Source organism: Rhodopseudomonas sp. WA056 (assembly GCF_010906995.1).
Lineage (GTDB): Bacteria > Pseudomonadota > Alphaproteobacteria > Rhizobiales > Xanthobacteraceae > Rhodopseudomonas > Rhodopseudomonas palustris_G.
Window position 1 is genome coordinate 20,502 of record NZ_QPFS01000012.1, and the last position, 20,055, is coordinate 40,556.

Sequence of the window (20,055 nt, forward strand, 5' to 3'; positions counted from 1 at the left end):
GTCAGGCCACCAACTTGGCGCGCCGCACCAGCGGCCGCGCGAACAATTCAGCAAGATCGGCCGCCTGCTCGTACCCCTGGATCGGGGTGAACACGAGTTCGATCGACCATTTCGTCGTGATGCCTTCCGCTTCGAGCGGATTGGCTAGGCCGAGGCCGCACACCACGATGTCCGGACGCGCCAGACGGCAGCGATCGAGCTGATCGTCGACGTCCTGGCCTTCGGTGATCGCAACGCCGGCCGGCAGCAGCTTCAGCTCCTCGGCGAGCTGCTCACGATGCAGATACGGCGTGGCGACTTCGACGAGTTGCATGTCGAGTTCGCGCGACAGGAAGCGCGCCAGCGGAATCTCGAGCTGCGAATCGGGGAAGAAGAAGATCCGCCGGCCGCCGAGTTCGTTCTTGAACGCAGCCAGCGCGCGTTCGGCGCGGGCGCGATTGGGTGCGGTGACCTTGTCGAACTGCGCCGGGTCGACACCGAACGCATCGGCCGCCGCACGCAGCCAGCCGGTGGTGCCTTCGACACCGAGCGGGAACGGCGCCGCCAGCCGCTTGGCGCCGCGCTCTTCCAGGGCCCGCACGGTGTCGGGCAGGAACGGCTGCGCCATCAGGATCTTGGTGTTCGGTCCGACGCTGGGCAGCGCGGTCGATTTGCGCGGCGGGAAGAACGCGACGTTGCGGACGCCGAGCGCGTCGAACATCCGCATGAACTGATCTTCGACCACGTCGGCGAGCGAACCGACCACCAGCAGCGACGGCTTGGCATCGGTCTGCACCGGCAGTTCGGGCACCAGCGACGCCAAACAGGCGTCTTCGCCCTGGGTGAAGGTGGTTTCGATGCCGCTGCCCGAATAGTTGAGGATGCGCACGCCCGGCGAAAATCGCTGCGACAGGCGAAGCGCGGCGCGCGACAGATCGAGCTTGATGACTTCCGACGGACACGAGCCGACCAGGAACAACAGCTTGATGTCGGGCCGGCGCGCCAGAAGCTGCGTCACCACGCGATCGAGCTCGTCATTGGCGTCGGTGAGACCGGCCAGATCCTTCTCTTCCATGATCGCGGTGCCGAACCGCGGCTCCGCGAAGATCATCACACCAGCCGCCGACTGGATCAGATGCGCGCAGGTGCGCGAACCGACGACGAGGAAGAACGCGTCCTGGATCTTGCGGTGCAGCCAGACGATGCCGGTCAGCCCGCAGAACACTTCGCGCTGACCGCTCTCGGTGCGAATCTCGCGAGACACCAATTGGTCCGCGGTGGCGGACGAACAGCCGGAAACATGCACGGTCATGCGCGGCTCCCGGACATGTCGACTGCACTGGTCGCAGCAAGCCGCTCGTCGCGACGCGCAGCGCGCAGCTTGAGGATGAACTGAGCCGCATTGACCACGTAGGTCGCATAGGCGGCGAGCGCCACCAGCATCTGATCGCGCGGACTGCCGAGTCCGAAGAACAGCATCACCAGATAGGCCGTATGCAGCGCCAGAACCAGGAAGCTGAACACGTCTTCCCAGAAGAACGCCGGCGCGAACAAGTAACAACCGAAGACTTCGCGCTCCCAGATCGCACCGGTGACCATGATCGTATAGAGCACCAAGGTCTTGATCACGATCGACACCGTCGCGGCGGTGAAGCCGTCACCGGTCCACAGATAGTTCAGCACGAGTCCGAGGCTGACCAGAAAAACCAGGAACTGAACCGGCGCCAGAATTCCCTGGACCAGCGTCCATTTCGTCGCATCCCGACGCCGCCGCTCTTCGGGCGTGTAGAGAGTCTTAACCCCCTGCTTCTGCATCGAAACCGCGCCGCCGACCGCAGCACCGTCCGGCGCATTGGCACCTGTCATGTAAAGAACATTTGACACAGCGGCGTCGCGGTGGTGCGATACCGGCTCCGAGGCACGCGACAACGGCATCGTCGCACCGAGACCCTCTTTTTCTTGATCTGATGCGCTTGAATGATGCACCGCGCTTCTCCTTCAGGGCGGGCTGATCAACAAAGGCTAATCGTCACGAATGCCACTGTCAACCAAACCATACGTAAATTAAACTTGACGGTCTTAGGGCTATGCGCCTTAAGTTCGAGGTGACGGAGTACCCCTCATGACGAACTGGACCGACCGGCTGCTTCTGGAAGTCGTCGAACCCGACAGGGCCGCTTCGCCCATCGTCCCGCTCTCCCCTGCCGTCCCGGAACCGATTTGGCGGTACCGCCGTCCGATGAAGGCGACCGGTATTTCGATCTCGCTCCGTAAAGAGGTACTGACCCAGGTTGGGTTTTCGCTGCGATCCATGTTTGCGAATTCTTGTGGCCTGCCCGAAGGCGGCTCGACGCTCGAAGTTCAACAGTTCGTCCTGCTGACGCTCGGAAGCGACGAAGCGGCCGCGTTGCTCCATGTCGAGACTCTTATCTCGCAGGGCACCACGCCCGAATTGATCTTTCTCAACCTTCTCGCGCCGACGGCGCGGCGGCTGTCCGAAATGTGCGACAGCGACGCGATCGACTCGGTAACCGTGACGCTTGCGATCTGCCGGCTGCAGGAGATCGTCCGTCACCTCGGCGATGCGTTTCCGGTCAACAACCGCGGCATCGGCGGTGAGGTGTTGTTGACCACGATTCCCGGCAATCAGCTCAGTCTCGAAATGACGATGGTGGCCGAACTGTTCTACCGCGACGGATGGGCGGTGCGCTCGATGCCGTTCAGGCCGCTCGGCGATCTGTTCTCACTCATCGGCGAGTGCTGGTTCGAGGTGATCGGACTTTGGGTCACCAGCGATCGACGGCCCGACGAACTGAAGCGCTACATCCAGGACGTCAGGCGAAGGTCGCGCAATCCGAAGGTCGGGATCATGCTCGGCGGACCGACGCTGACGCGACGCCCGGATCTTTCGGCATCGGTCGGAGCGGACGTAGCTGCGGCCGAGGGAGATTCGGCGCCGCGCCTGGCACGCGAACTGGTCGCGGCGTTGAAGGCCGGCAAATAGACTGGTTCTTGTTCGCAGTAACCCGATTGCCCTGCTATAGGGTCTCATCATGGAGGCTCGTATGGCAGTGGTTCAGGCGGAAAACGACGCGAGCGTCGTGACAGCTCTTTATCTTCGGACGCGCGCGCTGCATCTCGAAGCGGAGCGCACCGGAATCGTCGCGGAGATTCTGCGCGGCACGGCGACCCGCGACGGCTACACGCTGTTGCTGCGCAATCTGCATCCCGCCTATCGGGCGATCGAAGCCGGCATCGCGCGACATCGCGACAATCCGATCCTGGCGCCGCTGGCGGCGCATTCGCTGGCTCGCACTCCTGCGATCGAAGCCGATCTCGTCGCACTCGCCGGCACCGGTTGGAACGATCAGCTTCCGGTGCTGCCTGCGGCCGAAGCCTATGCGGACCGTATCGCGGAGGCGAGCGAAGGCGACGGCAGCCGGCTGATCGCGCACGCCTACACCCGCTATCTCGGCGATCTCAACGGCGGACAGATCGTGCGCCGGCTGCTGGAGAAGACGATGCAGCTCGGCCCTGCCGAATTGGCGCATTACGACTTTTCGGCGATCGGCGATCCGGGCGCATTGAAGACCGAGTATCGCGAGGCGCTGGAACAGGCCGGAGCGGCGGCGCCCGATGCCGCGGCGATCATCGAGGAAGGCGCAGCGGCGTTCACCTGCAACATCGCGCTGTCGGTCGCAGTCCAGCAACATCTCGCGGATCGCGCAGTCACCGTCTGACCGCGCCCGCGGCCGAGCGCCGCAGCGCTCCTACGCCCTGCTCTTCGGATCGCCGTCGACGGTGTCGCTGCCCGCCGTGCGGGCGGCGTGCTGCACCAGATGGCCGAGCACTTCGGCGGTGCGCAGCATCGACTGGCGGACGCCTTCCAGCAGCTCGGCGATCCGCCCGGTCTCGACCCCGTAGGTGATTTCCAGCGCCGCAAGCTGCGCGTTCTCGACCAAGGCCGACAGCAGCTTCTCGTGGACCAGGTCGGACTTGGAATCGAGCCGCACGCCGGTCCGCGCGCTGGCGAGAATGCCTTCCTGAAATCTCGCACGCGCCGCCTCCGCGGTGCGGCGATCGGTTGCATCGCTGAAGATCAGAACGAAGCCGAGCGCCTGATCCTCCGACCGCGTCACCGGATCGGCACGAACCGTCAACGGAGACTGGGTGTTGCCGGGACCGCGCAGCATCACTTCGCCGCGCCAGCCGCGGCCGTGATCGACCAGCTCCGCGGTATTGCGCAGGAACTCCTGCTGTTCGACGAACAGGCCGGCGAGATCGCGCAGATGCGCCGCGGGCGGCGCGCCGGACGGCAGCATCGCGCGAAACGCGTCGTTCATCAGCAGGATGCGACCGCCCGGGTCGGTGATCAGCACCGGCTGCACCGAGGCGTGAACCTGGGTCGAAAACTGCTCGTACTGTTCGCGGGCGATCAGCGTCCGCACCGCGCGGAACTGCAGCACGATATCGGCGACGATCTGCCCGATGGTTCGGGCCGCGGCGAGATCAGCCGCCGTCCAGGGATCGGACGTGCCCTCGACGACCTGGTGCCATTGGGCGAACGAGCGCCGCGGCGACAGGTCGGCCGGGCTGTCGCCGATCGTGAATGGCTTCTCCGGATTGCCGCCCCAGGTGACGGTGTGAACGCGCTCGGGGCGAAACCACATCAGAAACTCGCCGCGATGATCCGAGATCGGTGCGGCCATCACGCCGCTCGCCGCGCGCGTCAGATGCGCGAACTGCGGAGCATCGAGACCGAGCGAAGCGGTCGACGCCACCGCCGCGCGAGGCTGGCGATCGAACCAGGCGGCGATCTGGCGGACGTCCTGGGTCGACGGCACCTCGCCGATGGTCCTGACCTGATCCTCATACACCAGCGCGCAACCGGCCGCGCGCAGCGGCTGCAGGATCGATTGCGTGGTGTCGAAGATCGCGGCGCGCCAGTCGCCTTCCCGGGTGATGGACTCGATCATGCGCTGCTCGAGCCGCTGGACGAACAGCTCCGACTGGCTCTGCGCGAAGCTCTCGAGCGCGGTGATCCGGGTCGCCATCGCCTCGGCGAGCAGCTCGCAGATCGCCCGCAGTTCGAAATGAATGAAGCGTGGCAGATAGTGATGGCAGGCGATCAGCCCCCACAGCTTGCCGCCGACCACCAGCGACACCACCAGGGTGGCGCGCACGCCCATGTTCTTCAGGTATTGCAGATGGATCGGTGACATCGAGCGCAGAAAACAGCCCGACATGTCGAGATCGCGCCCGGTGAGAGGCGACAGCCGTGGCTCGATCGGCACCGGCTGATAACCGACGTCGACAAGCACGCGGACACGCTGGCGCTCGTACAGCCGCCGCGCCATCTGCGGAATGTCGGACGCCGGGTAGCGGTTGCCGAGATAGGATTCGAGGCCGGGCACGTGGCGCTCGGAGAACACCTCGCCGTGGCCCTGCTCGTCGAAGCGATACACCATCACCCGGTCGTAGCCGGTGTGCTGCTGGAACAGCAGCGCGGCTGCGTCGCACAGCGCGCCCAGCGATCCGGCCGTACGAATCCGCTCGAGCGCCGGCGCCAGCGTGCCGGTCAGGTCGACCGGCGGCCCGGCACGCTCCAGCTCGATCACCAGCCCGCCTTGCGGAGGCCGATGAATCAGACCGTCGAAATCGGCGGCGGGACGGCCGAGCCGGCAGCGCACCGCGATCGGCATGCCTTCGACGGTGGGATCGAGGTGCGGCAGGATCTTGAGTAACAGATCGCCGTCGATCTCGGCGAGCGGAACGCCGACGACCCGGCTGATATTCAGGAACTCCGCCGCATTGGCGCTGGCCTGAATGATGCGATGGTCGGGCTCACTGACGACAAGAAGCGCGCCGTGCGGCTGGATCGAGCCGGCGAGATGGATTTCTTCAAGTTCGCAATTCGAAAGATCGGCAGTTCCGAATGCGGGGCTGCCGGAGGCATGACCTGCCACTCAATCCTCTGCGTCGTCTGAGCGACCGTTCCCGTCCTTGTCGGCGGCAGCGGAATTCGCACCTTTATCGTCGAAGCCGTAGCGGCTGAGTTTGGCATAAAGACTCTGCCGGCTCAATCCGAGCAACTCGGCGGTCGCCGTGCGATTGCCCCTGGATCGCACCAGGGCTTCCTTGACGTAGTGCTGCTCGACGATGCTGACCGCGTTCTTGACCAGCTTTCGCAGCGAGGATCGCCCGAGTTGCTTGCTGATCGGGCCGAGCGCCTGACGCAAGGCATCGTTGTCGTCCGCCTCGCCGAGGCGACGCGCGACGTTGCGGAGCAGAACGCCGATGTATTGGTCGTCATCGCCGTCGACGGCCGAAACCTCGATCTCGGTCTCACTGCCGAGTTCGCCGCGGATCGTGGTCTGATACAGCCGCACGGTCTTGTAACGCCGCAGCAGGGTCAGCAGACTGGTCAGATCGGCACCGGGCCGTCCCAGCCAGCAGCCGAGCGAACGTCCGACCGCCGCAGGCTTCGATCCGACCTGCACCAGATCGAGGAACGCCTGATTGGCGTGACGGACGATGCCGTCGGAGTCCAGCGCGACGAAGCCGTCGGGGATCCGGTCGATCAGGCCCCGCAGCACCGAGTCGTCGTCAGCTTCCTCAGGGATCGCCGAGGTCGTGACCGGCGTGAAGTGCAGCAGGAAGACCTGCCGCCGTTCGGATGACATCAGCGAGCCGCGCAGCATCCAGGCCCGATCGTAGCGGCCGAGATGGACCAGCACGCTCAGCGCACTGCCGCGCTCGCGCACCTGGGCCAGCATGTCGCGGACCGCGTCGCGATCGGCCGCGGCGACTTCGGCGAGAAAGTCACGCCCGACGACATCGTCGTTGATGCGCTCGACGCGGCTGATCGCCCCGACCGCCGCACGGTTGGCCTCGACGATTCGCATGTCGCCGGCCGACACGATCATCACCGCGTCCGCTGCGGCGTCGAACACCAGCCGATAGCGCGTTTCCAGCTCGCGCAATCGCCAGTAGTCCCGCTCCATCGCCTGCTGCGCGGCCATCAGCCGGGAATGCAGCTCGGAGACCGCCTGCATGTTCTTGCCGACCGCGATCATGCCGGTGCGATCGCCCAGCAGCATCGTGGTGAATTCGATCGGGATTTCGATGCCGCTCGGGAACGGCTGATTGATTTGCCGGAAGGCGGATATTCCGCTGCGCCTTGCGTCTTCGACCATCCGGCGAACCTTTTCGCCGCCGCCGTCGCCCGCGATGTCGCTCCAGAGCCGGCCCAGCCAACCGTCAACGCTTTCAGCCGCCATTGCCGGAGACAAAGTGGCTTCGCGAATCACACCCTCCATATCGAGCAGAAGGGTAATGTCGGCATGAACGGATTTCGGGGCCATCAACTCCGCTCGCACACAGCAGGGCGTCATTACGACGCATTGTCGAGGAACACTGCCGTGCAGCCAAGCACTTAGGCGCACTGCGGGCGCTTGACAAGTGGTCGTCACCGGCCGGCAATGAAAAATTAGCCGAATTGACTAGCCGGTAATATAATTTCGACAGATCAACGTCATCTAGCACAAATGCGTCGAGCCATCGGTCCGCATCTGGGTTAGAACGACTTTACAGAACCGACCAGAACGGGTTTGGATGCGACTGTTTGTCGTGGCCTACGAGGCCCGGGGTCGCTGGACGCCAGGACGGGTTCTTAAGGAGAGAGACGTGGTCAAAAAACTTCTCACTATTGTCAGCATCGCCGCTACCGCAGGATCCCTGTCGATCGGGACTGCCTCGGCGCAGGATGCCAAGGCGGGCGAGGCGGTGTTCAAGCAGTGCATGACCTGCCACCGCGCCGACAAGAACATGGTCGGTCCGGCGCTGGCCGGCGTGGTCGGCCGCAAGGCGGGCACCGCCGCGGGCTTCACCTATTCGCCGCTGAACCACAATTCGGGCGAAGCGGGTCTGGTCTGGACCGCCGACAACATCGTTCCGTATCTGGCCGATCCGAACGCCTTCCTGAAGAAGTTCTTGACCGAAAAGGGCAAGGCTGATCAGGCGGTCGGCGTCACCAAGATGACCTTCAAGCTCGCCAACGAGCAGCAGCGCAAGGACGTGGTGGCCTATCTCGCCACGCTCAAGTAAGTCGTCACAACTCGCTGACGTCTAGCGGCACGAGGGCTTCGGTTCACACGAACCGGAGCCCTTCGTGCTTTCGGGGCCGTGGGACTGGGGCCTGGGTGCTTTCGGGGCCTTCGTATGTTGGCCTCAGTGCTGCTGTTGATTGAATGTCCGGAACGGACGATTCTGGACCGCGCCGCGGCGAGCACCCGACCGGAGGGCGCCGCTGTCAGCGCCAGCGCCGCAGCACATCCACCAGATGCGCCCCGCCCGCCGCCAGCAGGCACAGCGTCGGCACCAGCCAGCCGCTGCCGGCGAGGACGGCGCGGAGCGCCAGCAGCATCAGCGCGCCGGATATCATCCCCGGCAGGAAATCCGCCGGCGCGATGCCGCGCTTGCGCCAGAGCCAATAGCCGATCACCCCGATCGCCTCGAACAGCAGGAAGATCAGCACCACGTCGACCACGGTGCCGCCGGCGAACAGTTCGGACATCATCTGCATGGCAGTTCTCGAGGTGGCCGCATCGCCGCGCGATCAGAACGGCGTGTTGAGCGCGACCACGGTCCAGTTGAGGTAGGCCGCGAACGTCACCCAGACCAGGTACGGCAGCAGGTAGTAACTCGCGGTGCGGGCGCTGCGCCAGAACACCACGACGCCGGCCAGCACCGACAGCCACAGCAGCGGCACTTCGAGCAGCGCCCAATCCGGCCGCCGCACCGTGAAGAACAGCATGCTCCACAGCACGTTGAAGAAGCCGTTGGCGGCGAACAGGCCGATCACCCAGTCGCGCTGGGCGCGGGTGCGGGCGCCCCGCCAGGCGTACACCGCCGACATCGCGGCGAGCGCGAAGATCACCGTCCAGGCCGGACCGAACGCCCAGTCCGGCGGCTGCCACCAGGGCTTCACCAGGCTCTGATACCAAGTTCCGGTGTCGGTCAGCGAACCACCGAGCAGACCGACAAAGAGCGCGACGGCAGCCGCAACGAAGATCGGATTCACAAGGCCACCGCCTGTAGCAATCAAACCGAAGCCAGCCCCGTCATGTGGGCCAGGTTCTTGAAGAAGATCCGGACATGGGCGATCGGCTTGGCCCGGACCAGCTTTTTGTTCATATACGAGTCCCACGTCAACTTCTGGACGTCGCGATCGCGGCAGATGCTGACGAATTGTTCGCGGCGCTTGTCGTTGGCGTACCAGTACCACTGCATCAGGCCGAGAATGCGGAACACCGAGCCGTTCGCGCGCATGAAGCGCTTGCGCGCCAGCTTCAGCGCCTTGGCGTCGGCGGTCTGCAGGAACTCGCCGACCGCTTCGGCCGCGAGACGGCCGCCGAGCAGCGCGTAATAGATCCCCTCGCCCGAGGCCGGCGCCACCACGCCGGCGGCGTCACCGGCCAGCAGCACGCTGTGGCCGTCGTCCCAGCGCGGCAGCGGATGCAGCGGGATCGGCGCCCCCTCCTTGCGGATGGTCTCGACCTCGTCGAGCCCGGTCGCCTTGCGCAGCTCCGCCACCGAATCGCGCAGCGAGAAGCCCTTGTGCATCGAGCCGGTGCCGACGCTGACGGTGTCGCCATGCGGAAAAACCCAGCCGTAGAAATCCGGCGAGACCTGGCCCTGATAGTACACGTCGCAGCGGGCGCCTTCGTAGGCGGCCTTCTGCTCCGGACGCGGCGTCTTGATGATTTCGTGATACGCGAACACGAACGGCACACGGTCGGCGTCGGGCAGGAACTGCCGCGCCACGCCGGACACTGCGCCGTCGGCGCCGATGATCGCACGGCAGCGCACCGTCTGATCGGCCATCGAGCCGTCGGCCTGACGCGCCTCGTAGTGCACGGTGTTGACGCCGGATTCGTCGCGGCTGAACCGCTTGAACAGGCCGGTGCGCCGTTCGGCGCCGACTGTGGCGGCGCGCTGGCGCAGCCACTCGTCGAAATGCTCGCGGTCGACCATGCCGACGAAACCGCCGTCGATCGGCATGTCGACTTCGAACTTGCTCGGCGACACCATCCGGGCCGAGCGGATCTTCGCCACCAGCATGCTGTCGGGAATCGCGAAATCGTGGATCGCACGCGGCGGGATTGCGCCGCCGCACGGCTTGATGCGGCCGGCGCGGTCGAGCAGCACCACCCGCTTGCCGGCACGCGCCAGATCGCAAGCCGCAGTGGCACCGGCGGGGCCGCCGCCGACGACAACGACATCGTAAATTGCGGAGCTCTCGGTCATTTCAACCTCCGGCGACTGCTGGACTGGACAAATCTGCGACACGGCGGTGCTGTGCGCGATGCACCCACACCGCCATCGCTGCGGACGCGACGAACAAACCGGCCTCGGCGGCGAACACCACCGCATAGGACAGGGCCGGCGCCCCGAGGATCAGGCGAGCCAGATCGCTCGCCAGCGTACCGATGAAGCCGCCGACGCCGAATGCGATCGCCTGAGCGGCGCCCCACAGTCCCATCCGCACGCCTTCGCGATTCTCGCCGCCGGCACCGACCAATTCCATCATCGAGCCGATCGCCGCGACCGCATAGGCGCCGTTGGTGACGCCGAGCATGAACACCGTGCTCCGCAGCGGCCAGGACGGCCCGACGATCGCGGCGGTCGACAAGCCGAGCAGCGCGATCGCCGAAGCGACACAGCCGCCGATGGTCCACACTTGCAGATTGCCGCGCGATTTCGGAAACAGCGCGCCGATGATCGGCACCATCGCCATGCCGATCAGCGTGCCGCCGTGCTGCACGCTGGACAGCTTGGTGGTCTCCCCGGGAGTGAAGCCGAACACCGCGCCGGCGAACGGCTCGAGGATCAGATCCTGGGCGCTGTAAGCGAGCATCGACACGAACACGAAGATCGCGAAACGCCGCGCCTGCGGCTCGTGCCAGACGTCCGCGAACGCCTTGCGGAAAGATTCCTGCTGTGCCGCCGGCTTGGCGGCAGGCGCCGGCGCGCCGCCGCGCCCTTCGACGCCCCACACGCCGAGCAGGGTCAGCGCCATCGCGATCAGCGACACGCTGCCCGACACCGCGACCAGCCGCTGCGGCGAGAACGGGTCGAGCAGATGCCCGGCGATCGCCGTGGTGACGATGAAACCGGCGATCATCATCACCCAAACGATGGTGGCCGCCGCCGCGCGACGCTTTTCGTCGGTTCGCTTGGCGAGCAGGACCAGCAGCGAGGTGCCGGCTGCGCCGACCCCGCCGCCGATCAGACAGAATGCGACCACCGCCAGCGCCATGCCGAGCAGCGGCTGCACCGTCATCCACGCGGTCGCCACCGCGGCCAGGAAGCCGCCGAGCGCCAGCACGGCCATGCCGCCGATGATCCACGGCGTGCGGCGCGCGCCGCGATCGGAGCCGTGGCCCCAGGCGGGGCGGAAGACTTGCAGCGCGTAGTGGATCGCGACCAGGGCGCCCGGCAGCATCGCCGGCAATGCCAGCTCCACCACCATCACCCGGTTGAGCGTCGAAGTGGTCAGAACCACGATCGCACCAAGGCCGGTCTGCACCAGCCCCATCCGAACAATGCCGAGCCAGGACAGCGGTCGGATCATGATCAGGACGCTCCGAACGACGACACGGCGACGGCGCTGGCCATCATCCCCATGACGTACAGCGCCACGCCGAGGCCGCTGAACCAGGTGGCGCGTTCGACCGGACTGCGCAGGAATCGGACCATCAGGCCGAGCTGCAGCACCAGCACGAGACCCACGATGCCGGCCTGGATTGGGCGATCCCATGCCACCAGCAGCGCGACCACCACCACCTGCGGGATCGCCATCACGGCGCAGGCGACCCGGGCGGCATTGTCGACGCCGAGCTTGACCGGCAGCGAACCGACCCCGGTCTTGATGTCGCCCTCGATCGACTTGAAGTCGTTGAGCGTCATGATGCCGTGAGCGCCGGCGCTGTACAGCAGCGCCAGCGTGACGATCCACCACGGCGGCAGGCCGGCGAGCATCACGGCGGCACCGGTGAACCAGGCGAAGCCCTCGTAGGTGATGGCGCAGGCGCCGTTGCCGAGCCAGCCGTTCTGCTTCAGCCGGAACGGAGGCATCGAATACATCCAGGCCAGCACCAGGCCGAGCGCCGCGGCGCCGAACACCCAGGCGCCGAGCTGGCTCGCCACCAGCAGCGACGCAGCGGTCCACAGAAACGACAGATACAGGCCCCACCGCCCCGGAATCCGTCCCGACGGAATCGGCCGGTTCGGCTCGTTGATGGCGTCGACGTCGCGATCGAACCAGTCGTTGACGACCTGGCTGGTGGCGACCAGCAGCGGACCGCACAGCACGATGCCGGCAATCACTTCCACCCAGCGCGAGGAGATCGGCACGCCCGACGACACCACGCCGCAGCCGAACGCCCACATCGGCGGAAACCAGGTGATCGGGTGCAACACCTCGAGCACCGCCGACGGCGCTGGACGCACGGCCACACTGTTACTCATCGGCTCCGTCTCCTTCCGGTGCGTGTTCGGCCAGACCGTACCGGCGCAATTTCACGTAGAGGCTCTGGCGGCTCAGCCCGAGCATGTCGGCGGCCGAAGCGCGGTTGTCTCCGGTCAGCTCCAGCGCCGCCTCGATCGACAGCTTCTCGATCACGTCGGTGGTCTCCCGCACCAGATCGCGCAGCGGCACCCGGCCGATCAGCTCGGTGAGCTGCGCCACCGAGCGCGGCAGCTCGCGCTTGGATGTCGCCGCGGTGGTCAGCCGCTTCTCGACGTTGCGAATTGCGAAACCGAAACACGGCTTCTCCTCGATGTCCTTGAGCGCCACCGCGGAGACTTCGACTTCGGCGGCCGCCCCGTATTCGCCGCGCAGCACGGTGGCGAACAATTTGATCGTGCCGTTCTGACGCAAGTTGGCGAGCGCCACCGACAGATCGACGCCGGTGCGGCCGAGCCAGCGATCCAGCAATTCGCCGCGCGCCTGCTCGGCGCTGCCGAGCTGCGCCATTTCCAGAAATGCCAGATTGGCCCGCGCGACACGGCCGTCGTATTGGGTGATGACCAGCGCGTCGGCGGCGGATTCGAAGTAATTCAGAAGGAGTGACGCGGTCTTGGCGCTGCCGGCTTCGGGCGCGACGCCGTACGACGCCAGCCTGACCAGATACAGGGAGGCGTTCTCCTGGCGGAACAACGACGCCGAAAGTTCACACTCGCGCACACCGTCCGCCAGTTTGATTCGTGCCCGGCCGTCACGGCCGGTGGAGCGGACGTCGGCGAACAGGTTCAACACCGTCTGCTGATCGGCGCCGGCGACGAATCCGACCACCGGCGCATTCAGCGCTTCCGGCGCGCTGGTGTCGAACAGCGCCAGCGTCGCCGGATTGGCGTCAACGATCAGTTCACTGGCCGCATCCACGATCATCACCGCTTCCGAGGACACCTGGAACAGCAGCCGGTACCTCGTCTCGGCGTGCCGCAGCCGGATGTAGTCGCGCTCCATCGATTGCTGGGCGTTGATTAGCCGCTGCTGCATCATCGCGAGTTGACGCAGATCACGACCGACCACGAGGAGACGATCGTCTCGCCCGAAGTTGATCGCCGAATACAACACCGGGATGTCCTCGCCGCCCGGCGAGGGATGATTGACCTGCCGCCAGGTCGGGGTATCGCGCACGGTGGCGTCGAGCAGCAACTCACGGATCTTCGGCTGGGTGTCGGAGGTGACGATGTCGACCAGCCGTGAGCCGAGCCAACGCCCCTCACCGTCGAGCTCTTGCGCCAGCTCGTCTTTATTGAACGCCGCGTCCCGGATCACGCCCTGCGGGTCGACCACCAGCGCGACATCGGTCGCAGCGGCGATCAGCTTAGCAGCAGACTGTGCACCGAGATCCCCCAGCGACTCCTTCGGAGATTTGAACACTTGCACCAGGGCAAATATCCTCCAGCAAGAACTCGTCCTCCACTCCGGCGTCTGCGTCCTTACAAGCCTGGCCTTATTCTCGTTCGCAGTCTTCTCAGGCTTTGTTTTGTCGGCCTCTCAGCGGAGTTCGAGGCGCTTCGTTTACAGCAGGTCGCTTCCCTCGTCATCAGCCAGCGGTAGAAAAGGACCGCCAGCCGTCGTATTTCTCGGGAGCCGAAAGCAGCAGCGCGCGCCTGTTGGGATCTATACCATCAGGCGCGCGCATCATTCGTTCAGATAGACGTGCGGTTGTGGTTACCGCGGCGGGGCCAGGCCGTGCTTCACGCCCCAATCGAACCAGTTATCGACCACCGGGCCGGTCAGGATGATGCCGATGGCACCGGTCAGCGGGCAGAGCACCGCGAACCACCAAGCCCAGCGATGGATCGATTCGGCAGTGGCGTTGAAGCCCATCGTCCAGCGCCAGAACAGAGCAGCGCGTTCAAGTGCGGTACCGCGGTCCAGCATCTGCTCGATTTCGCGCTCGCCACCGTAGCGGCTCACAGCGAGGATGGTCGCACCGTGCATGGCGAACAGCAGGGCCGAGCCGTACAGGAAGGCGATCGAGAGACAGTGGAAGGGGTTGTAGTACAGGTTGCCGTACTTGATCGAGAAGTTGTTGGTCCAGTCGAGGTGCGGGAAGACACCGAACGGCGGCGCTTCGCTCCAGGAGCCCATCAGCAGCGGCTGAATGAAGCCGAGCGACAGGTACAGCAGGATGGCCGAAGCGAACGCCCACGCAATGTGGGTGCCCATGCCGAGCGCCCGAGCGCGGCGGTAGGTGCGAACCCACCACAGCAGGATCGACACGGTCAGGAAGAAGCCGGCGATCAACCACCAGCCACCTTCCTTCAGCGGCGGAATGCTCAGACCGTATTCCGGCTTCGGCGGCTCAAGAGCCAGCCAGCAGAACTGGCGCAGGAATTCGATCGGGCTCCAGTCCACCGACGCCAGCATGTTGAGACCGATGATCTCGATCGCAACGAAGCCGCACAGCAGCGAGCAGACACCGGTGAAGCCGAGATAGACAGGACCAATCTGGGCATCGCCGAGCTTACCAAGCCAATAGAAGAAGGTGGTCTTGGTCTCGCGGGGTGAGCTGCCGGGACGTAGCGGCACCCCCGCATAGGCAGGTCCTTCAACCTGGACCTGCGTAAAGATGTTCTGGTATTGGGCCATGACAAGACTCTCTTGTGACCGGTTGAATTACGGATTCCAGATCGGCAGGTTGCGCCACCAATTCCACCAATCGGGCCACGAACCACCTTCCGCCAGCACCGGACCGCTGATGATCATGCAGACCGCGCTGAAGAACACGGCAGCCAACGCCAGGAACAGACCGAGGCGGTGAATACCGATGGTACCAATCGAGTAGCCGACGAGATCGCGGAACACGGTGTTTTCGTGCTCCGGAGACTTCACGGGTTCACCACGGTCCGGATTGAGAGCGGACAGCACCAGGCCGCCGTGCAGCGCAAGCGCCAGACAGGTGGTGAAGAAGAACGTGATCGCGATCATGTGCGCGGGATTGTAGTGGAACTGGCCGTAGGCGTAGCCGGTGTTCGACACCCAATCCAAATGCGTGAAGATGCCGTAGGGGAAACCGTAGCTCCAGGAGCCCATCAGAACCGGACGGATCACCACCAGCGTCACATACGCGAAGATCGCGAAGCTGAAGGCGAACGGAACGTGGAAGCCGATGCCGAGCTTGCGGCAGATCTCGACCTCACGCAGCGCCCAGGTGACGAACGCGCCGGTCGCGCAGATACTCACCCACTGCCAGATACCGCCCTCGGTGAGCGGCGCAAATCCCAAACCGTACTTTGCGTCCGGCGGGTTGACGCTGATCTGCCAGAGATTCCAGGTGGGGCCAAGCGCAGTATTCCACGCGATCAGCGCGATGCCGATCAGCGCGAAGAACACGGTCATCACCCCGAAGATCCCAACGTAGAACGGGCCAACCCAGAAATCGAATAGGTCGCCCCCGATTAGCGTTCCGCCGCGAACGCGGTATTTCTTCTCAAAACTGAGCATTGCCATCGATCGTTCCTCCGCGTGCGAGCCAGGGAAAATCCATCGTCGTGGTCCAGTCCAAGTCGCTTCCCGGAAGGAAACGGGCCCGGCAGATCGGTCCGTTTCCCGCCCCTTCCGGCAAGCAGTGCTTCACGCCATTAGACCGGCATGCTCGGCGGAGTGAAGGGCAGCGAGATCGACGCCGCCTTCGCCGCACGCGGACCATCGAGCCAGTTGAACCGGCTGGTGCTCAGCAGGATGAAGTGGATGATGATGCCCAGGCCGAACAGAAACACGAACAGCAGGACCAGCGCGCGACGCGGATCAAACAGAAGCCAAATTCGCCACATAGTAGTCGTCTCCCCTTAGCACAGGAACGAAGTCAGTTGCTGAACGCTGTCCATCGCGTAGCCGGTCGCTTTGGGCAGCCACGGACGCCACATCCAGGCGAGGATGTGAGCGACAACCGCAACGACGATGAAGAGGAAGAAGCTGGTCACGAAGATCGAGTGGAATTCCTTGGCTTCCGCTTCGGAAAGTCCCGAGATGGAACCGTCACTCATTTGGTCACCTCCTAGTGATGGCCTTTTGGGCCGACACGCCGCCCGAGCGAGGGCGGCTACGATTGCCGTATCGTTTCCGAAACGACAGCGATTTACCGTTTCGTCTCCAAAACGGCAGCCTTCCGTCCGGCGGAGGCCGGACGAAATCTCCGAATTACATTCCCATGAACGACGAGGTCACCAGGACACTCGCCGCGTTGTGAGCTTCACTGAAGACCGACTCCTGCGAACCGGACCTTTTGCGCCAGGGCATCGCCCGCGTAACCAGAGCCCGGATCAGAAACAGCGCGTAGCACGCACCGAACATCACCCGGCATTCGAACGCGGCACTATCCGGAAGAACCCTAGAGCGACGGCCGGTGTGGGCGTAGTCGGACATCGATCATCTCCTCACTCTTGGATTGCTCATATTTGGTCGCGACATTGTGAAGCGCATTGTTCTAGCTCAAATCATCGTTACATCGTTTGGCCGTCGAGCAGCGCCGCGCGCGCCCGAGACACGAATTCGGTAGTGACTTTTTCCTGTCCGGCGCGGCGTGCGCTGTTTTCGGCGGCGTCGCGAAGACGTTTTGCCGCAGAGATCCGCACCAGAACCGGATGAGCTTCGAGCACTTCGTCGAGCAGCGCCTTGGCCTCGTCGCTCCACAGCAATTCTTCGTGCCGGCGTGCCGGCGTCGGATCGACCCGGTCGAGATCGCTGCCGAGCGGCAGGATGTTGAAGAGCGCGTCGAACAGCGCGTTGCAGACTTCCTGCACCAGGTAAGTGGCACCGGAGTAGCCCATGAACGGCGTGCCGGTGTGACGGCGGATCACAGCACCCGGGAATGACGCCGGAATGTACACGGCGCGACCACCGGTCTCGGCCAAATACATTCTTTCGTTGTAGCTGCCGAACATGATCAGCGGCGGGGTCTGACGAATCGCTGCACGCACCGCTTCGTTGTCGGTCTTCTTGCCGACACAGCGCGAGATCGCGAAGGTGCACGGCAGCCCCATCTCGTCTTCGAGGAAATGCCGCACGCCACGGGCATAGGTATCGGTCGCGACGATGGCGAAGCTGGCGGTGCCGAAGAAGTCCTGGGTCACCGACCGCCACAGATCCCACAGCGGCTTGATGGTGGTGTTCTTTTCGCGCTCGATGAACGGCTCGGGATCGAGGCCGGTGAGCTCACCAAGCTTGCGCAGGAAACGCGTGGTCGAATGCAGCCCGATCGGCGCCTGCAGGTAAGGCCGCTCCAGCGATTCGCACAGCAACCGGCCGAACTCGCGATACATGCAGACGTTGACGTCGGCATTCACCAGCTTGGGAATATCAGACAGGTGCGTGCCAAGCGGGAACACCATGTTGACTTCGGCGCCGATGCCTTCGATCAGGCGGCGGATCTCGGCGAGATCGGACGGCATGTTGAAGGTGCCGTAGATCGGTCCGATGATGTTGACCCGCGGCTTCTCGCCGTCCTTGCGCTTCCGCTCCGGAATTTTCTTCGGGCCGTATTCTTTCCACAGCCACGAAATCGCGCGGTCGGCGCTCTGCCACTGATCCTCGTCGATGGTGCGCGGCAGAAAGCGCTTGATGCCGGTGCCTTCGGGCGTGACGCCGCCGCCGATCATTTCGGCGATCGAGCCGGTGACGACGACGGCCGGCAGATAGGGATCGAGCGCCTTGTGGGCGCGGTGCATCGCGCCTTCGGTGCCGAGCTTGCCGAGCTCTTCTTCGCCGAGGCCGGTGACGACGATCGGCAATTCGTGCGGCGGCAGCGCGTCGGTGTAGTGCAGCACCGAGGTCACCGGCAGGTTTTCGCAACCGACCGGACCGTCGATGATCACCTGCAGACCCTTCACCGCGGTGAAGGCGTACACGGCGCCCCAATAGCCGCCGGCGCGATCGTGATCGAGGACGAGCATCAGATCATCTCCTCCGCCTTGCGCTTCTTGGCTGCGGCTTCGATCTGCTTCTTGTACTTCTCGCGATAGGCCGGAACGTCCTTCGGCGTGTCTTCCCAGACGCCGGCGGCATAGCCCTGCCCGACGTCGCCGAAGAACTCCTTCATCTCGTCGAATCGCGCCTTGTTGCCGAGCGCGGCGTTGATCACCTGCGCCAGCGATCCGGCGCCGGCGGGACCGAACAGCGGCCGCGCCGAGATCAGGTTGGTGAAGTACAAGGCCGGGATCGACATCGTCTTGGCCTTCTGCACCACCGGCGTGGTGCCGATGGCGAGATCCGGCATGAACTCGTCGACCGCGGCGTAGTCCTGCTCGAGCGAGGCGCGGAATTGCACCCGCACGCCCTTGGCTTCCAGCCATTCGCGATCCGGGTCCGACCACGGCGTGCGCGGCACCGCGGTGCCGACATAAGGTACGTTCGCGCCGCTCTCGATCAGCAGCCGCGCCACCAGCAGCCCCGAGCCTTCGTAGCCGGACACGGTGATACGCGCGTTGATCGGCTTGGCGGCGAGCGCCGCCTTGATGGCCGGCAGGAAGCGGTTCTTGGCGGCGTCGATCTTCGAGCGCTCGACATTGCAAGCGGTGCCGATCGCTTCCAGCCACGCCTCGGTGCCGTCGTGCCCGACAGGCGCCGAGCCCACGACCTTGCGACCGGCGAGCTCGAACTGGCGGATACACGACTTGTAGAACGGGTGAATCGCCGCGACGACCTGGCAGTCGAGCGCGGCATAGAGCTCGCGCCATTCGCGGGTCGGCACCACCGGACCCACGGCGAGGCCGAGCGGGTCGAGCATCAGGTTGATACCAACCGGATCGGCCGGGAACATCTCGCCCAGCAGCGTCACGGTCGGACGCTCGCTGCGGCCGCCGCGCGGCGCCTGCACCGGGCCCTGCTCGGCTTCCTTGCGGGCGTATTCGAGCATCGCGCCGGACAGTACGTCCTTGGCCTCGGCGTGAGTCGGCACGCCGAAGCCCGGCACGTCGATGCCGATGATGCGAACGCCGTTGATTTCCTTCGGCAGCAGATCGAGCGGCACGCCCGAGGCGGTCGGCACGCAGAGATTGGTGATGATGATGGTGTCGTACTGCGCCGGATCGGCCAGCTTGTACACCGCCTCGCGAATGTCTTCGAACAGCTTGCCGGTGACCAGCGTTTCCGAACTGAACGGCACGTAGCCGACGGTGCGGCGCGCGCCGTAGAAATGCGACACGAAGGTCAGGCCGTAGACGCAGCAGGCCGAACCGGACAGCACGGTCGCGGTGCGGCGCATCCGCAGACCGACGCGGAGCGAGCCGAACGCCGGACACATGCTCTGCGGCTGGTCGTGCGGTCCCTTCGGATAGTCGGCGGCGTAGCGTTCGAGCACGTCGCTCTTGCCGGCGGCTTCAGCCGCCGCTTTCATTTGTGCAGCACCGGCGTGGCAGCCGAGACCGTCGGCTTTGGTCGCGGCTTCGTTGATCGCGGGCGCATCGGTGTCGACGGAAAAATCCGCCGCATCGTCGCCGATCGATCCGGCGATGCGGCCGGAATAACGAGACATGACACTCATGACGAACTCCCGATCA

The 20,055-nt window shown here is 64.9% G+C and carries 20 protein-coding genes; 3 read left to right on the top strand and 17 right to left on the bottom strand.

What is annotated here, in order from left to right; translation table 11 throughout:
• Position 1: 1 nt before the first annotated feature.
• Entirely contained in the window at positions 2-1,291 is a 1,290-nt protein-coding gene (locus DU475_RS04500; RefSeq protein WP_164630908.1) for a ferredoxin:protochlorophyllide reductase (ATP-dependent) subunit N, read from the bottom strand.
• Positions 1,288-1,845, bottom strand: a complete 558-nt coding sequence (gene bchF, locus DU475_RS04505) for a 2-vinyl bacteriochlorophyllide hydratase (RefSeq protein ID WP_433962608.1) — start codon at positions 1,843-1,845, stop codon at positions 1,288-1,290. The genes DU475_RS04500 and bchF overlap by 4 nt, the downstream gene beginning before the upstream one ends.
• 445 nt (positions 1,846-2,290) lie before the next feature.
• Between bchF and DU475_RS04510 the strand changes: the two genes are divergently transcribed.
• Both DU475_RS04510 and DU475_RS04515 read left to right on the top strand, forming a co-directional pair.
• On the top strand, positions 2,291-2,983 hold the full coding sequence (locus DU475_RS04510) for a cobalamin B12-binding domain-containing protein (RefSeq protein ID WP_234713426.1): 693 nt from the start codon (positions 2,291-2,293) through the stop codon (positions 2,981-2,983).
• A gap of 61 nt (positions 2,984-3,044) precedes the next feature.
• Positions 3,045-3,719 (top strand): biliverdin-producing heme oxygenase, encoded by a 675-nt coding sequence (locus DU475_RS04515; protein ID WP_142882154.1) that lies wholly within the window; start codon positions 3,045-3,047, stop codon positions 3,717-3,719.
• A gap of 30 nt (positions 3,720-3,749) precedes the next feature.
• On the opposite strand, the gene DU475_RS04520 is transcribed toward DU475_RS04515, so the two are convergent.
• On the bottom strand, positions 3,750-5,945 hold the full coding sequence (locus DU475_RS04520) for a GAF domain-containing protein (protein WP_164630910.1): 2,196 nt from the start codon (positions 5,943-5,945) through the stop codon (positions 3,750-3,752).
• Positions 5,946-7,343, bottom strand: a complete 1,398-nt coding sequence (gene ppsR / locus DU475_RS04525; RefSeq protein ID WP_047310058.1) for a transcriptional regulator PpsR — start codon at positions 7,341-7,343, stop codon at positions 5,946-5,948.
• A 322-nt stretch (positions 7,344-7,665) separates the two neighbouring features.
• Between ppsR (DU475_RS04525) and DU475_RS04530 the strand changes: the two genes are divergently transcribed.
• The gene (locus DU475_RS04530) at positions 7,666-8,085 is read left to right on the top strand and encodes a c-type cytochrome (RefSeq protein WP_047310057.1); all 420 of its coding nucleotides are present in this window, start codon (positions 7,666-7,668) and stop codon (positions 8,083-8,085) included.
• A gap of 205 nt (positions 8,086-8,290) precedes the next feature.
• Here DU475_RS04530 and DU475_RS04535 read toward each other — a convergent pair whose 3' ends face one another.
• From DU475_RS04535 to bchY, 13 genes are all read right to left on the bottom strand, one after another.
• Positions 8,291-8,563: a hypothetical protein gene (locus tag DU475_RS04535; RefSeq protein WP_013503650.1), complete on the bottom strand. Its 273-nt coding sequence runs from the start codon at positions 8,561-8,563 to the stop codon at positions 8,291-8,293.
• Between the two features lie 33 nt (positions 8,564-8,596).
• On the bottom strand, positions 8,597-9,061 hold the full coding sequence (locus DU475_RS04540) for a TspO/MBR family protein (RefSeq protein ID WP_047310056.1): 465 nt from the start codon (positions 9,059-9,061) through the stop codon (positions 8,597-8,599).
• Between the two features lie 20 nt (positions 9,062-9,081).
• Positions 9,082-10,287, bottom strand: coding sequence for a geranylgeranyl diphosphate reductase (locus tag DU475_RS04545; protein ID WP_164630912.1), 1,206 nt, complete (start codon positions 10,285-10,287; stop codon positions 9,082-9,084).
• A gap of 1 nt (position 10,288) precedes the next feature.
• Positions 10,289-11,614: a BCD family MFS transporter gene (locus DU475_RS04550; protein ID WP_047310054.1), complete on the bottom strand. Its 1,326-nt coding sequence runs from the start codon at positions 11,612-11,614 to the stop codon at positions 10,289-10,291.
• A 2-nt stretch (positions 11,615-11,616) separates the two neighbouring features.
• On the bottom strand, positions 11,617-12,510 hold the full coding sequence (chlG, locus tag DU475_RS04555) for a chlorophyll synthase ChlG (RefSeq protein WP_013503654.1): 894 nt from the start codon (positions 12,508-12,510) through the stop codon (positions 11,617-11,619).
• On the bottom strand, positions 12,503-13,936 hold the full coding sequence (ppsR, locus tag DU475_RS04560) for a transcriptional regulator PpsR (RefSeq protein WP_142882153.1): 1,434 nt from the start codon (positions 13,934-13,936) through the stop codon (positions 12,503-12,505). The genes chlG and ppsR (DU475_RS04560) overlap by 8 nt, the downstream gene beginning before the upstream one ends.
• A 288-nt stretch (positions 13,937-14,224) precedes the next feature.
• Positions 14,225-15,148, bottom strand: coding sequence for a photosynthetic reaction center subunit M (pufM, locus tag DU475_RS04565; protein WP_047310052.1), 924 nt, complete (start codon positions 15,146-15,148; stop codon positions 14,225-14,227).
• A 27-nt stretch (positions 15,149-15,175) separates the two neighbouring features.
• Positions 15,176-16,009: a photosynthetic reaction center subunit L gene (gene pufL / locus DU475_RS04570; RefSeq protein ID WP_047310051.1), complete on the bottom strand. Its 834-nt coding sequence runs from the start codon at positions 16,007-16,009 to the stop codon at positions 15,176-15,178.
• Between the two features lie 131 nt (positions 16,010-16,140).
• Entirely contained in the window at positions 16,141-16,332 is a 192-nt protein-coding gene (gene pufA, locus DU475_RS04575) for a light-harvesting antenna LH1, alpha subunit (RefSeq protein ID WP_047310050.1), read from the bottom strand.
• Positions 16,333-16,347: 15 nt separating this feature from the next.
• Positions 16,348-16,545 (bottom strand): light-harvesting antenna LH1, beta subunit, encoded by a 198-nt coding sequence (pufB, locus tag DU475_RS04580; RefSeq protein ID WP_013503658.1) that lies wholly within the window; start codon positions 16,543-16,545, stop codon positions 16,348-16,350.
• A 154-nt stretch (positions 16,546-16,699) separates the two neighbouring features.
• Positions 16,700-16,924 carry a hypothetical protein gene (locus DU475_RS04585; RefSeq protein WP_047310049.1) on the bottom strand — a complete coding sequence of 75 codons (225 nt, stop codon included), beginning with the start codon at positions 16,922-16,924 and terminating at the stop codon, positions 16,700-16,702.
• 77 nt (positions 16,925-17,001) lie between these two features.
• Positions 17,002-18,450: a chlorophyllide a reductase subunit Z gene (gene bchZ / locus DU475_RS04590; protein ID WP_047310048.1), complete on the bottom strand. Its 1,449-nt coding sequence runs from the start codon at positions 18,448-18,450 to the stop codon at positions 17,002-17,004.
• Positions 18,450-20,039: a chlorophyllide a reductase subunit Y gene (gene bchY / locus DU475_RS04595; protein WP_164630914.1), complete on the bottom strand. Its 1,590-nt coding sequence runs from the start codon at positions 20,037-20,039 to the stop codon at positions 18,450-18,452. The genes bchZ and bchY overlap by 1 nt, the downstream gene beginning before the upstream one ends.
• Positions 20,040-20,055 lie beyond the last annotated feature (16 nt).

Bases quoted from the DNA above. Each gene is read 5' to 3' on its own strand.
- pufA (WP_047310050.1), bottom strand. From the start codon at position 16,332: ATGTGGCGAATTTGGCTTCTGTTTGATCCGCGTCGCGCGCTGGTCCTG.
- DU475_RS04550 (WP_047310054.1), bottom strand. From the start codon at position 11,614: ATGATCCGACCGCTGTCCTGGCTCGGCATTGTTCGGATGGGGCTGGTG.
- DU475_RS04535 (WP_013503650.1), bottom strand. From the start codon at position 8,563: ATGCAGATGATGTCCGAACTGTTCGCCGGCGGCACCGTGGTCGACGTG.
- DU475_RS04510 (WP_234713426.1), top strand. From the start codon at position 2,291: ATGTTTGCGAATTCTTGTGGCCTGCCCGAAGGCGGCTCGACGCTCGAA.
- chlG (WP_013503654.1), bottom strand. From the start codon at position 12,510: ATGAGTAACAGTGTGGCCGTGCGTCCAGCGCCGTCGGCGGTGCTCGAG.
- pufM (WP_047310052.1), bottom strand. From the start codon at position 15,148: ATGGCCCAATACCAGAACATCTTTACGCAGGTCCAGGTTGAAGGACCT.
- pufB (WP_013503658.1), bottom strand. From the start codon at position 16,545: ATGAGTGACGGTTCCATCTCGGGACTTTCCGAAGCGGAAGCCAAGGAA.
- DU475_RS04585 (WP_047310049.1), bottom strand. From the start codon at position 16,924: ATGTCCGACTACGCCCACACCGGCCGTCGCTCTAGGGTTCTTCCGGAT.
- DU475_RS04545 (WP_164630912.1), bottom strand. From the start codon at position 10,287: ATGACCGAGAGCTCCGCAATTTACGATGTCGTTGTCGTCGGCGGCGGC.
- bchZ (WP_047310048.1), bottom strand. From the start codon at position 18,450: ATGCTCGTCCTCGATCACGATCGCGCCGGCGGCTATTGGGGCGCCGTG.
- pufL (WP_047310051.1), bottom strand. From the start codon at position 16,009: ATGGCAATGCTCAGTTTTGAGAAGAAATACCGCGTTCGCGGCGGAACG.
- ppsR (WP_047310058.1), bottom strand. From the start codon at position 7,343: ATGGCCCCGAAATCCGTTCATGCCGACATTACCCTTCTGCTCGATATG.
- bchY (WP_164630914.1), bottom strand. From the start codon at position 20,039: ATGAGTGTCATGTCTCGTTATTCCGGCCGCATCGCCGGATCGATCGGC.
- DU475_RS04515 (WP_142882154.1), top strand. From the start codon at position 3,045: ATGGCAGTGGTTCAGGCGGAAAACGACGCGAGCGTCGTGACAGCTCTT.
- bchF (WP_433962608.1), bottom strand. From the start codon at position 1,845: ATGACAGGTGCCAATGCGCCGGACGGTGCTGCGGTCGGCGGCGCGGTT.
- DU475_RS04500 (WP_164630908.1), bottom strand. From the start codon at position 1,291: ATGACCGTGCATGTTTCCGGCTGTTCGTCCGCCACCGCGGACCAATTG.